We start from the raw sequence: 13,259 nt of genomic DNA, 5'->3' as shown, positions 1-13,259 counted from the left end.
TCCGACAAGAGCTTTGGGGGGGGGGGGGGGGGGGGGGGGGGGGGGGGGGGGGGGCCGCGCGGGGGGGGGGGGGGGGGGGGGGGGGGGGGGGGCCCCCCCCCCCCCCGCGCGCCGGCGCGGGGGGGGGGGGGGGGGGGGGGGGGGGGGGGGGGCGGCCCCCCCTTGGCCATAGGCGATGATAGTGCGGGATTCAGCGGGGAAGTGTTCGGGTTTCCGCAGGCGTTGTGCGCTGTTCCGCAGAAGCTTGCGCTACTGCGGCGCAGAACCTTTCGAGACGCCGGCGGGACAGCGCCCCCCTCTGCCCTACCGGGCATCTCCCCCACTTGGGGGGAGATCGGCTGTCGTCCCGGCTTTCGCCAATTTTCCAACATCGCAGCAGGAGCGCAGCGCCGAAACTGCCAATCTCCCCCCTCGTGGGGGAGATGCCAAGTTTTGGCAGGGAGGGCAGGACAGAGGGGGGCGCGAAGGATCGCCAGCCTTCCTGGTTCAGAGCTCGGCGTATAGCCGGGCGGCGTTTTCATAGGTGAAGCGCAAAGGCACCGAGCCCACGACCTGCCATGCATCGACCGTCTCGCCTGCCATCAATCGGCAGGCGCCGTCGGTTGTGGTGACGGCGCCGCCATAGAGCCGGTTGGCAAGGTTGAGGATGGCGGTCTGGTGCATCGCCGTGCTGCCGCTGCCGCAGGCGTCCTTGACCAGCAGCACCCGAAAGCCCGATGACACCGCATCCCTGACGGTGGCGTCGATGCAGGCCTCGGTCCATACGCCGGCAACGACCAGCCACTCGATGCCTTCGGCCTTGAGCCGGCCGGCGGCAGGGCCCGCACCGAAGGCGCTGGCCTCGGTCTTGACCAGCATCATCTCGCCGTCGACCGGCGCCACTTCCGGACAGATCGCCGTCAGCGGATCGTCCTTGTCGGAGAAGGCCGACCTGCCATTGGCATCGACCGGATGGAACCGCCGCGCCTCCCTGGTGAGATCGACGATATAGGCCGAATGGTAGAGCAGCACATCGTTGGCCCGTGCCGCCGCCTGCAGGCGCTGGACGTTGGCGAGGATGTCGGCAAAACCCTCGACCAGATAGCGCTTGTCCTGCCGGTGCTCCTCCTGGAGGTCGACGAACACCGCGGCCACCGTGCCGCGTCTGATCGAGACCGGGCCCTTCATGCAGACACCTGAACGAAAGCATGAGCGCTGCGGTTAGTCCCGACGATTTGCGATACCGCACCTCGATTGGTGGTGGATGCTGGGATCAAACTTCTTTCTCCAGAAAGTCGTCCTCATAGGGAAAGCGCGACAGAAGCTCGGTGCCGGTTTCGGTGACCAGGATCTCGTCCTCGAGCTTGACGCCCTCGCGTCCGCCTTTCTCGCCGATATAGCTCTCGACGCTGACCACCATGCCGGGCGCGACAAACCCGTCGCGGCCATAAGTCTCGTAGTCCATGGCGTGCGCGATGAACGGCGTCTCGCCATGCATGCCGACGCCGTGCATGACAGACGTGTAGCGCTGGTCGACGAAGCGGTCCGGGATCTTCCAGGCCTTTTCGGCAATTTCGCGAAACGCCATGCCCGGCCTGACGATCGAGATGTTGTGCTGAACCTGGTCGTGGGCCATGCGGTAGAGCGATTTCTGATAATCCGTCGGCTTGCCCGGCCCGCAGCGGAAGGTGCGCGAGAAGTCCGAATAGTAGCCGTAGCAGCCGATCGTATCGGTATCCAGCGCCAAAAGTTCGCCCGGCCTGATCTTGCGGCCGCTGGCTTCGTTGAACCACGGGTTGGTGCGCTGGCCCGAGGTCAAGAGCCGGGTTTCGATGAACTCACCGCCCTGGCGGATCACCTCGTGATACATGATGGCGAACAGGTCGTTCTCGGACACGCCGGGCTTGATCGCCTCGCGCACCGCATAGACGGCCGCCTCGGCGCCGGCCATCGACACCTGCAGGCATTTTACCTCTTCGGGCGTCTTGACCGCCCGCACGGCAAGAATTTCGCCCTGGCAATCCCGGACCTCGCAGCCGCGCTTTTCCAGCGCCAGCGCCTGCAGATGGCCGCAGCGGTCGAGGCCGAGCTTCATCGAGCCGCCGCCATGCGCCTTGAGCAGCTCCGTTATTTCGTCGGCGAAGGGGCCGGCGGTCTCGTCGTCGCGGCCCGACACCGAAGACCACACCAGCCTGGACGGCCGCGCCTCATCGATCGTGTCGAGCACCATCGAGACATGATAGCTCTGCGGATATTCGAACAGCACGATCGGCCCTTCGGTCGGGATGAAGAAGTAGCGGGTCGAATTGCGCAGGAAATAACCGAACATGTTGCGCGAGCCGGTGGCGTAGCGCTGGTTATAGGGATCGAACAGCACGACGCCGCCATAACCGGACTCGCGCATCCAGGCGCGCAGCTTGGCCAGCCGGCCCTTGCGCAACGCGTCCGCATCGATGAAGGACGGCTCGGTGTCGGACAGCCACATGCCGCCGGCCGGATCCGCCGCCGCCGGGTGGCGCATGCGGTCCTTGAAGTCGACGTCCTCAGTGCTGTCGGGGTCGAACACCACGATGCTCATGGGGTGCCTCCTGGAAGCGGGGAAGATGAGCCATGCACCGCGAAGAGGCTGTGCGGGATACCGCAGATATTGTGCGGGATGCCGCTTGAAGTCTTTCCGTAGCGCTCTACGGCGCCCCCCTCTGTCCTGCCGGACATCTCCCCCACTTGGGGGGAGATTGGCAGCTTCGGCGTTCCGCTCATTCCTGCAACGTTGGCGATTGGCGAAATCAGCGGTGACAGCCGATCTCCCCCCAAGTGGGGGAGATGGCCGGCAGGCCAGAGGGGGGCGCTGTCCCGCCAACGCTCGCAAGCCCTACTGCCGCCGCATCACCTTCGGCGCATGCCCATGCTCTTCCCTGAACGCCCGCGCAAAGCTCGACATCGAAGCAAAACCGCAGGCCAGCGCCACGTCGCGCACCATCAGTGTCGAATGCGCCAAAAGGTCGGCGGCGCGCTTCAGCCGCAGGCGGCGGTAATAGCCGTTGGGCGAGACGCTGAGCTCGGAGCGAAAGTTTCGTTCGAGCTTGTCGGAGGAGACGCCGAGCTTTTCCGCCAGCGCCGCCATGCCGAGCCGCTCCTCCACCGCATCCTCCATGATGGCGATGGCCGCCAGCACCAGCTCGTTCTGGACGCCGGTGCGTAAGCGCAGCGGCATCAGCTTGCGGTCGAGGCTGGAGCGCAGCGGGCTGTGCACGAACCATTCGGCGACGCCGGCCGCGAGTTCGGCGCCATAATTTGATGTGATGATCTCCAGCATCATGTCGAGGCTGCCGACGCCGCCGGCCGAGGTGAAGCGCTTGCGGTCGATGACATAGAGATCGCGCCTGAGCTCAATGTCCGGAAACGCCTCGGTGAACGCCGCCTGGCTGGTCCAGTGCAAGGTGCAGGCATGACCGTCGAGCAGGCCGGCCCGCGCCAGGAAGAAGGCAGCATCCGCCACCGCGCCGATATGGGCGCCGCCGCGCAGGCTCCTGCGGATCCAGCTCACCGCGTCCTCAGCCACGAGATGATCGGCATCGCCGCCCGAGCAGACGACGATGCGGTCGACCTTCGGCGCATCGCCGGCAAAAAAGCCGGGCTGGATAACGACGCCGTTCGAGGCCTCGACCGGGCCTGCGGCGGCGCCGACGATGATCCAGCGGTAGCAGTCCCGCTTTGCCAGGACGTTGGCCGCACGCAGCGGCTCGATCACCGAACTGAACGCCATCATCGGAAAACCGGGGAAGACCAGCACCGCGAAGGTGAGCGGGGTGTCGTTTGCCGTCGGCTGGTCTCGCTCTCGAGTGGTCATGACTTCAACCGTGCCTGTGGGCAATTGCAGGGAAGGCCACAATTCCGCCGGATGCCACTCAGGTCAACGGGCGGTGGTAGGTCAGTTTGAAAATTCCACCGCGCCTATGCGTTGTCGCCTATCGGGCTGAACTCCTAAATGCTTGCCGAAGCATTGGAGATAGTGACCGGCGCTCTGCGCGTCCCATACAAACAGCAGGTTTGGTTTAGGTAGCTACAATTAGCTTCTTGACCTGTTTACGGTCTTCCGGCGACCATTGCTTCGGGTCTTCCCCATGAGCGATCGCACCGTGAAGTTCGACATGCTTCATCACTTCCGCCTCGGTCTCTGCCGTGAACATCGCTGGACAGGCCTCGTTTCCCGGATAATCCCTGCAACGATACGAGTAAGCCATGACTTTCCCTCCAGGTTGCCCCCGATAGCAAAGCGAGGGTACGTCGCCTTTGTCAATTCACAGTTGGATGCGCCAGTCAGCCGGGAAATTTCAAACTGACGCCACTATCCAACAGGGCACGGACCCCCCTTCAACCCCCCAGCGCCTGATCCAGATCCGCGATCAAATCATCGCCGTCCTCGATCCCGGCCGACAACCGCACCAGCGAATCGGAAATCCCGATCGCAGCTCGCTTTCCCGCCGGGATCGAGCCGTGGGTCATCAGCGCCGGATGCTCGATCAGGCTTTCGACGCCGCCGAGGCTTTCGGCCAGCGTGAACAGTTGCGTGTGCTCGAGGAAGCGTTTGGTGCCGGCGAGGTCTCGGTCGAGCTCGACCGTGATCATGCCGCCGAAGGCGTGCATCTGCTTTCTGGCGATGGCGTGCTGCGGATGGCTGGGGAGACCGGGATAGATAACGCGGCGGATGTCGGTACGGCGCTCCAGCCAGTGCGCGATCTTCTGGCCGTTCGACGAATGGCGCTCCATCCTGAGCGCCAGCGTCTTGAGGCCGCGCAGCGCCAGAAAACTGTCGAACGGTCCGGAAATGGCGCCGATGGCGTTCTGCAGGAATTTCAGCCGGTCGGCGAGATCCTTGTTGTCGCCGACCACGGCGACGCCGCCGACCATGTCGGAATGGCCGTTGAGGTATTTCGTCGTCGAATGCACCGATATGTCGATGCCGAGCTCCAGCGGCCGCTGCAGGTAGGGGCTGCAAAAGGTGTTGTCGGCGACCGAGAGCACGCCTTTGCGCCTGGCCAGGGCTGCGACCGCTTCGAGATCGACGACGCGCAGCAGCGGATTTGTCGGCGTCTCGACCCAGAGCAGCTTGGTTTCCGGGCGGATCGCCGCTTCGACCGCGGCCAGATCGGTGAAGTCGACGAAGTCGACCTGCAAATTGGCCGAGCGCTTGCGCACCCGCTCCAGCAGCCGGAACGTGCCGCCATAGATATCGTCGGTGGCAACGACATGGGCTCCGGAATCGAGCAGTTCGAAGATCGTGGCGATCGCCGCCAGCCCCGAGGCGAAAGCGAAGGCGGCTGCGCCGCTTTCGAGATCGGCCACCGCGCGCTCGAAGGCAAAGCGGGTCGGGTTCTGGCTGCGGGCATATTCAAAACCCTTGTGCACGCCCGGGCTCTGCTGGCCGTAGGTCGAGGTCGCATAGATCGGCACCATCACCGCGCCGGTCGTCGGGTCGTGGCTCTGGCCGCCATGGATGGTGCGCGTCGAGAAGGCCAGGCGGTTGCTGCCCGAAACGGTGGCTTTGATGGTCATCTTGCGCGGCGCCTCAGATGGTTGATCAGGTCGATGCGGGTAATCAGGCCGATGAATTCGTCGCCGTCGAAGACAATGGCGACCTCGTTGCGGTCGAACACCGGCAGCAGCGCGTCCAGCGTCTGGCTGGCCTGCAGCGTGTGCAGATTGGAAGTCATCGCCGTGTGCACCGGGGCCTTGAAACGGTCCCAGCGGCTGTCATAGGGGCCTTCGACGTGGGCGAGGATATCGCTTTCGTCGACGATGCCGACCAGCTTGCCGTCGTCCAGCACCGGCAGCTGCGAGACATCCGAACGGCGCATGCGGCCATAGGCGTTGAGCAGGCTTTCGTCCGGGCCGACAGACACGATGTCGCCGGTGCGGTGCGTGCGCATCACCAGGTCGCGCAAATCGCCATGCTGCTCGTGCTCGGCGAGGCCCTGCTCGATCAGCCAGAAATCGTCGAACACTTTCGACAGATATTTGTTGCCGCTGTCGCAGACGAAGGTGACGACCCGCTTCGGCACGGTCTGCTCGCGGCAATAGCGCAGCGCTGTCGAAAGCAGCGTGCCGGAGGACGAGCCGGCGAGGATGCCCTCCTTGGAAAGCAGGTCGCGCACCGCCAGCATGCTCTGCTTGTCGGGGATCGAGTAGGCCTTCTTGACCAGCGACAGATCGGCATTGGGCGGGACGAAATCCTCGCCGATGCCCTCCACCGTCCAGCTGCCGGCCTCTTGCATCTTGCCGGTCTTGATCAGGGGCGCCAGCACCGAACCGACCGGATCGGCGAGAATCATCTCGGTCTTCGGCGAGGTTTTTGCGAAATAGCGGCCAAGCCCGGTCAGCGTGCCGCCCGAGCCGACGCCGACGACCACTGCATCGACGTCGCCGTCGAGTTGCGAATAGATCTCCGGACCGGTCGTGGTTTCATGGGCGTCCGGATTGGCCGGATTGGCGAACTGGTTGGCATAGAAGGCGCCGGGCAGCTCGGCGGCGATCTTTTCGGCCATGTCCTGATAGTATTCGGCGTGGCCCTTGCCGACATCGGAACGGGTCATGCGCACTTCGGCGCCGAGCGCCCGCAGATGCTGGATCTTTTCGCGCGACATCTTGTCGGGCACGACCAGGACGATGCGATAGCCTTTTGGAATGCCGACCTGGGCGAGGCCAAGGCCGGTGTTGCCGGCGGTCGCCTCGACAATGGTGCCGCCGCGCTTCAGCTTGCCCTGTTTTTCGGCGTCGGCGATCATCGACAGCGCAATGCGGTCCTTGATCGAGCCGCCGGGATTCTGGCTTTCGAGCTTGATGAACAGCCGGCACTTGCCGATGTCGAATTTGGTCAGCTCGACAACCGGCGTCTGCCCGATCAGGTCGAGAACCGATGCATAGGGCGGACGCAGGCGGGACATTGCCCTGTCCGGGAGGGCGATCTTGTGCACGCTCATGCTGATGCTCCATGGTCAAGCGACCGCCTTGGGCAGGCTGTCAGCCTATCTTCTTTTCCAGCCGTTTGCAGTCTGAAAGAAGATAGATCGTGCCAATTCATTGGCCAGACGGGGAATGGGATTCCGTAGGGCCGCTCCGTCACACCAATCACGATAGGTCGCGGGACAGCACCCCCCTCTGGCCTGCCGGCCATCTCCCCCTCAAGGGCCCCTCAAGGGGGGGTGATCGGCAGTTTCAACGTCTCACCTCTTCTTCAACGCTGGAGATAGGCGAAGGCCGATGTGAAGTCCAATCTCCCTCCTTGAGGGGGAGATGGCCGGCAGGACAGAGGGGGCGCCGTAGAGCGCCGATCTCAGCAGCCTCACCCCAGCAACCGCTTCCCCAGCCTTGCGCACTGCACGCGAATATCCGGTATGGCGTCGATCTCGAAGAAGGTGCCGCGGGTCAGCGGCCCGACCGCCAGGATCTTGGCCGAGACGGTGCCATCGCTGGCGATGACCTCGCAATTGTCCGATACGTCGAGGCCAAGCCGCAGCGGATCCGGCCGGGCCAGCCCGCGGTCGACCAGCGACCGCACCACGCTGTTCGACGTTGTCGAGATGTCCCTGGCGATGCCGGTGCAATCGTAGATGCGGGCAACGTCGAACGTCTCGATGTTTTGCGTGTGGCGCGACTGGACCTGCACGCTGAATTCGTCGCCCGCCGTGATGCCGACGACGCGCCCGGCGACAAGCCGGATGCGGCCCGACTGCACCGCCTCGGTGACACGGGCATAGACTTCCGGCGCCATGCGATGGCGGTGGATGTCCCACCACGCCTTGGTGTGCTCGACAAAGCGGCGCTTGGCCGAAGACGGCCAGTTCTGCCAGATCTTCTGGTTGAACGGCCTGAGACCGTCGACGACGTCGCGCCAGTCGATGCCGGCCTTCTGGTTTTCCCGGATCAGGTCGCGGAACCAGCCGACGAAATAGGAGAGCTGGGTGCCGAGCGGAATGTCGGCGACGTCGAGCTTGATCGGATTGCCCTTGCGGTGCGGCGAAGGCAGCAGGCCGCGCCGCGACACCGCAATAATCTCGCCGCGATGGCCGCGTTGTTCGAGCGACAGGAAGGCATCGACCATGCTCAACCCCGTGCCCAGCACCAGGACCCGGGCTTCCCCGTCGAGCCCGGTGTCGGCCTCCGATCCCATCCTGATCGTATGGCCGTGGCCGGCACCTGGCTCCTCGTCATGTCCGGTCGCCAGCACGGCAAGGTGGGCGACGACGCTGGTGCCGTTGGCCAGCGCCACCTCGACCCCGGACCCGGTCGGCGAGATCGACAGGCTCTCCTCGCGGATCAGGCGAAGACGCGCCGTCTCGCGCGCCTCGAGCTCGTCCAGCAGTTCCTTCAGATAGCGGGCGTAGACGCTGCGCGGTGCGTAGACCGGCGCCTGCTCTGGCGTTGCCAGGCCGCGCTCAAGCAGCCAGCGCCAGAAATTGCCGGGGTCGTCGGCATAGGCGCTCATGCCGGCCGCGCTGACATTCAGCACATGCGCCGACAGCAGCGTGGAATAGGCGATGCCTTGGCCGAAATGTGGACGCTTTTCGATCAGCGTGACACGAAGATCGGGATTGGGCGACTTCAACAGATGCGCGGCAAGCACGACGCCGCTGGCGCCACCGCCGACGATAATGATCGAATTCGGGAGGGTCGAATTGGCACGGCCGGTCATGCGCGCACCAAGTGCCTGAGGAGCCGTCGGTTCCGGCTCAGGCCTGGATTTTCAACGCAGCCGAAAGCTCGTCGTCGCCGGCGATATCGCGCATCTCGGCGAGGCTGCGCTGATCCAGCACCTCGGCGATCGCTTGCCGGACCTCCAGCATCAGATGTCGGACTTGGCATGTCGCCTCGTTGCAGTCTTCACAGCGCTGATACCGGGTGCGGCTGGCGCAGGGAATTGGGGCAAGCGGTCCGTCGAGCACGCGCACGACGTGGCCGATCTTGATTTCATCCGCCGGCCGCGCCAGGCGGTAACCGCCCTCCTTGCCCTTGCGGCTCTGGACGAAACCGGCATTGCGCAGTTCGCCGAGGATGGCGTCGAGAAATTTCTTCGGAATGTTGTTTCCGGTGGCGATATCGGCAACGAAGGCGAGCTGACCAACCGGCAGCCGCGCCAGATGGACGAGCGCCTTGAGGCCGTACTTGCCCTTCTTTGTGAGCATGGACCGAACGTTTCTCTGTCATGCAATGGCGCAAGGCCACCGGTTGCGAAACGCCTGGCGTACGTCCCCACCGCGTCCGCGTCCAGGCTTTCAAGAACATAAATTCTAGTGACATGATATACAAGACGGGCACCATTGATTTTGCTTGAGTTTCAAGCCGCTGCGACGACTTGCCGGACGTTTTTCCTCCTGAAGCCGCGAGGCACGCCAATGGGGGACAGCCAGCGCTCGACACTCATGCGGGTGATCGCCGCGATATGGACATCGCACATCGTTCTCCCAATTCCTGTAATGTCGATAAGACTACTATACTTAGCCCGAATACAGGAACCGGTTTTCAAATCGTCGGCCATTCGCAGCATTCATTTGCCGAAGCTGTGCGCAAAACAGAAAATGCGTGTTTGCGGCGGGCCGCGCATTCGCCGGTCGACCGAGACGCCGCCAGGGTGGTTCGAGTGTCAGGGGAGCGAACGGTTCGCCCACACCAGGCCGCCTAGGCCAACCAGCGCAGTGACGATGCCGATATAAAGCCATTGCGACTGGCCGGTCATGAAGCTGCCGCCGACGAGGCCGATGCCCTGCAGCGACCACAGCGCACCGATGGCGAGCACAATCAGCGCCAGCAGATTTTTGATCAATCTCATCATCGGGATTCCCTTCCCAAGTCGATCGTCAATTCCGCCATGGCCGCGATGGCAAGGCGAAAGGAAGCGACCCGATCGCTGTCACATCTACTTGCATGATAAAGCCGGGTCTTGCCGGAAACACCCCGGTGCTGGTGCGAAGACCACCAGACATACATCGGCGCAATCCCGACATTCCATGACAGACTGTTTCCCGCCGACTCCAAACGTGTACTGTTGTCATGGAACCGCCAGACGACTGCCGCATTTGGTGCCACATTCCATCCGTAACGGCCGGGTCTGTCAAACGGAGCCCCTTGCCACAGATGAAGAAACCCAACCGGACCGCGCTTGTCGCGGCGGCGATAGCGGCTGGCCTGATGGTCGGCGCATCCACCTCCCCTGCCGCCGCGCAATGCGGCCGCGCCTCCTGGTACGCGCTGACCTCGAAGACCGCTTCCGGCGAGCGGATGAACCCGTCGGCGCTGACCGCCGCGCACCGCACGTTGCCTTTTGGCACCAGGCTGAAGGTCACCAACCGCAAAAACGGCCGCAGCGTCGTCGTGCGCATCAACGACCGCGGCCCGTTTATCAAGGGTCGGGTGATCGACCTGTCGAAGGGCGCCGCAGGGCGGCTCGGCTTCATCAGCTCGGGCCATGCTGCTGTGTGCACCGACCGCGTGTAATGCCACGCGGCTTTGCGGATGAGGGGCAGCGCAAACCTGAAGCGATTGCCCATGCTCTCTCCGGCATCTTTCGCAGCTGCACAATAAGCCGGCTGCCGCCGTTCAAAACCGTTTTTCAACGCCTTAGACAAAAGTATAAGCATAAATCAATTCAATTGACGTATTGCATCGCAGCAGTTTGTTGTTAACCTTTGCGCGAGAGATTCAAGGCTCGGCACTGCTGTCGTCCCTTTGGTCGCAGCAGCGGAGTTCTCGATGTTCTACCAGCTCTACGAATTGAACCACGCCGCCGTTCAGCCGGCCCGCGTCTATGCCGATGCGGTGCGGATGTTCTACACCAATCCGCTCAATCCGTTTGCGCACACGTCCTGGGGCCGCTCAGTCGCGGCGACGGCCGAATTGTTCGAGCGCACGACGCGCCGCTACAGCAAGCCGCAGTTCGGCCTGACCAGGACCGTCGTCGACTGGAAAAGCGTCGCTGTCACCGAAAAGACGGTGTGGTCGCGGCCGTTCTGCAATCTGCTCCGTTTCGAGCGGGCGGTTCCCGCCGGCCGCCGGCCTGATCCGAAGCTGCTGATCGTGGCGCCGATGTCCGGCCACTACGCGACGCTGCTGCGCGGCACGGTCGAGGCGATGCTGCCGCATGCCGACGTTCACATCACCGATTGGGTCGACGCCCGCATGGTGCCGCTCAGCGAGGGCAGCTTCGACCTCGACGACTATATCGACTACATCGTCGACATGCTGCATGCGCTGGGCCCGGACACCCATGTCATGGCGGTGTGCCAGCCTTCGGTCCCGGTGCTGGCGGCGGTGGCGCTGATGGAAACGCGGGGCGACCCGTTCGTTCCCTCGACGATGACGCTGATGGGCGGGCCGATCGACACCCGCCGCAATCCGACCGCGGTCAACCTTCTGGCCGAGGAAAAGGGCACCGGCTGGTTCCGCGACAACGTCACCATGCAGGCGCCGTGGCCGGTGCCGGGCTTCGGCCGCGAGGTCTATCCCGGCTTCCTGCAGCTTTCGGGCTTCATGAGCATGAATCTCGACCGCCACATCATCGCCCACAAGGACTTCTTCATGCACCTGGTGAAGCATGACGGCGACAGTGCCGAGAAGCACCGCGACTTCTACGACGAATATATGGCGGTGATGGATCTGACAGCGGAGTTCTACCTGCAGACGGTCGACACCGTGTTCGTACGCCATGCTCTGCCCAAGGGCGAAATGATGCATCGCGGCGTCGCCATCGATCCCGCCGATATCCGCAATGTTGCGCTGTTCACGGTCGAGGGCGAGAACGACGACATTTCCGGCCTCGGCCAGACCCAGGCCGCGCACGACCTCTGCATCAACATCCCCGCGGACAGGCACGCCCACTACATGCAGCCGGCGGTCGGCCATTACGGCGTCTTCAACGGCTCGCGCTTCCGCTCCGAAATCGTGCCGCGCATCGTCGACTTCATCACCAGCTATGGCCGCCAGACCCGCGTTGCGGTGAGGCCGAAGCTGGTTCGCACCGCCAAAAAGTAAAGATGTCCCGGATGGCAGCCGCCGTTCAAGTCGACCTGTTGCACAATAGCCGCGCTTTCGGCGGCGCGGGTAACCATATCGCAAAACTGGCCGTTGGTATAATTGACAGGGACTGTAGATCGCCCTTAACGTTTCATTAACAACAAGGGACGAGGGGGACAATGATTTCCTCACCAATGGCGAGAGGGCTGCGCGTGTGCGCCCTGTTAGGGCTGGCACTTGCGACAGGCTGGTCTACGGCGGCTTCGGCAGCCGGACCAATGGCAACCGGCGGCCCGACATCGCAGCCGATCGGCCATTACGATTTCTGCAAGACCAGTCCGGCCGAATGCTCGATCCACCCGGGCAATCTCGCCCCCGCCACCATGACAGGCGCGCTCTGGCGCAAGATTCTCAGCGTCAACGCCAGGGTCAACAACGCCGTCAAGCCGATAAGCGACATCGATATTTACGGCAAGGACGAGGTCTGGGCCTACCCCGTCAGGGGCGTTGGCGACTGTGAGGACTATGTCCTGGAAAAGCGCCGCGAATTGAACCGCTTGGGCGTGTCCTATGCCAATCTTCTGATGACCGTCGTGCGCAAGCCGGACGGCGAGGGCCATGCCGTGCTGACCGTGCGCACAAGCAAGGGCGACTACGTCCTCGACAATCTCGACGGAAAGGTCCGCTCATGGGACCGGACCGGCTACCGCTTCCTCAAGCGGCAGGCGATCGACAATACCGGTCGCTGGGTGTCGATCCGTGATGGCCAGCCGGTTCTGGTCGGCGCGGTCCAGTAAGCTTGCGAACCCGTGAGGGGCTGCCGCTGTCGTCGTGGCGCAATGATGCACCGTTAAAGTCCGGGATCAAACACCTACGTCCGCCCCAGCGCGGCGCGGATCGATGCGGTGATGCGGCGAAGCTCCGCCTCGTCGAGTTTTTCGATGTTTTCCGCCAACACATTGGCAAGCTCGGTGGCGGCGGGGCTGAGGCCTGACGTGTCGAGTTTTACCCGTGGGTGCGAGGTCTCGGCCAGCCGCGCAAGTTCTTCGGCATCATCCCAGATGACATTGAAATAGCCGATGATCTTCTGGATCAGCGTCCAGGTCGGCGCGCCGCGGCGGCCGTGCTCCAGCGCCGACAGATAGGCGGCGCTGACGCCGATCGCCCTGGCCATGGCCTTTTGGCTGACGCCGCGTTCGCTGCGCAGGGCGCGAAGCTTTTCGCCGAACGGGGTCACAAGTCCATCCTCGTCGGGTGCACCCTCATGCGCGCAT

13 protein-coding genes are annotated in these 13,259 nt (G+C 63.8%); 3 read left to right on the top strand and 10 right to left on the bottom strand.

The features are described 5' to 3' along the window. Positions 1-486 precede the first annotated feature (486 nt). From AC0L2A_RS17335 to AC0L2A_RS17295, 9 genes are all read right to left on the bottom strand, one after another. Positions 487-1,167 carry an isochorismatase family protein gene (locus tag AC0L2A_RS17335; RefSeq protein ID WP_287065718.1) on the bottom strand — a complete coding sequence of 227 codons (681 nt, stop codon included), beginning with the start codon at positions 1,165-1,167 and terminating at the stop codon, positions 487-489. A gap of 85 nt (positions 1,168-1,252) precedes the next feature. Continuing rightward, positions 1,253-2,557, bottom strand: a complete 1,305-nt coding sequence (locus AC0L2A_RS17330; RefSeq protein ID WP_473482360.1) for a M24 family metallopeptidase — start codon at positions 2,555-2,557, stop codon at positions 1,253-1,255. Between the two features lie 294 nt (positions 2,558-2,851). Beyond that, entirely contained in the window at positions 2,852-3,829 is a 978-nt protein-coding gene (locus AC0L2A_RS17325) for a GlxA family transcriptional regulator (protein ID WP_473609811.1), read from the bottom strand. Positions 3,830-4,034: 205 nt separating this feature from the next. Continuing rightward, positions 4,035-4,223, bottom strand: coding sequence for a DUF1059 domain-containing protein (locus tag AC0L2A_RS17320; protein ID WP_473609809.1), 189 nt, complete (start codon positions 4,221-4,223; stop codon positions 4,035-4,037). 130 nt (positions 4,224-4,353) lie between these two features. Continuing rightward, positions 4,354-5,535: a cystathionine gamma-synthase gene (locus AC0L2A_RS17315; RefSeq protein WP_473609808.1), complete on the bottom strand. Its 1,182-nt coding sequence runs from the start codon at positions 5,533-5,535 to the stop codon at positions 4,354-4,356. Further along, complete coding sequence (locus AC0L2A_RS17310; RefSeq protein ID WP_473609807.1) at positions 5,532-6,959, bottom strand: pyridoxal-phosphate dependent enzyme; 1,428 nt, start codon at positions 6,957-6,959, stop codon at positions 5,532-5,534. Before AC0L2A_RS17310 ends, AC0L2A_RS17315 begins: the two co-directional genes overlap by 4 nt. A 362-nt stretch (positions 6,960-7,321) precedes the next feature. Continuing rightward, positions 7,322-8,671, bottom strand: coding sequence for an FAD/NAD(P)-binding protein (locus tag AC0L2A_RS17305; RefSeq protein WP_473609806.1), 1,350 nt, complete (start codon positions 8,669-8,671; stop codon positions 7,322-7,324). Between the two features lie 37 nt (positions 8,672-8,708). Continuing rightward, positions 8,709-9,161, bottom strand: a complete 453-nt coding sequence (locus AC0L2A_RS17300) for an RrF2 family transcriptional regulator (RefSeq protein WP_128176593.1) — start codon at positions 9,159-9,161, stop codon at positions 8,709-8,711. A 458-nt stretch (positions 9,162-9,619) separates the two neighbouring features. Further along, a complete protein-coding gene (locus AC0L2A_RS17295; RefSeq protein ID WP_023802672.1) occupies positions 9,620-9,805 on the bottom strand; it encodes a hypothetical protein in 186 nt (61 codons plus the stop codon). A gap of 305 nt (positions 9,806-10,110) precedes the next feature. On the opposite strand from AC0L2A_RS17295, the gene AC0L2A_RS17290 reads away from it, so the two are divergent. From AC0L2A_RS17290 to AC0L2A_RS17280, 3 genes are all read left to right on the top strand, one after another. Further along, positions 10,111-10,470 (top strand): septal ring lytic transglycosylase RlpA family protein, encoded by a 360-nt coding sequence (locus AC0L2A_RS17290; RefSeq protein ID WP_023802673.1) that lies wholly within the window; start codon positions 10,111-10,113, stop codon positions 10,468-10,470. A gap of 255 nt (positions 10,471-10,725) precedes the next feature. Continuing rightward, complete coding sequence (locus AC0L2A_RS17285) at positions 10,726-12,003, top strand: polyhydroxyalkanoate depolymerase (protein ID WP_473609804.1); 1,278 nt, start codon at positions 10,726-10,728, stop codon at positions 12,001-12,003. A 161-nt stretch (positions 12,004-12,164) separates the two neighbouring features. Beyond that, positions 12,165-12,782, top strand: a complete 618-nt coding sequence (locus AC0L2A_RS17280) for a transglutaminase-like cysteine peptidase (RefSeq protein WP_091592049.1) — start codon at positions 12,165-12,167, stop codon at positions 12,780-12,782. Positions 12,783-12,856: 74 nt separating this feature from the next. Here the strand turns inward: AC0L2A_RS17280 and AC0L2A_RS17275 are convergent, their stop codons facing one another. Next, entirely contained in the window at positions 12,857-13,222 is a 366-nt protein-coding gene (locus tag AC0L2A_RS17275) for a helix-turn-helix domain-containing protein (RefSeq protein ID WP_023802676.1), read from the bottom strand. Between the last annotated feature and the right edge of the window lie 37 nt (positions 13,223-13,259).

The sequence above is a fragment of the Mesorhizobium sp. WSM4844 genome, from assembly GCF_055811775.1.
This window is presented reverse-complemented; position numbering and strand designations above follow the sequence as displayed.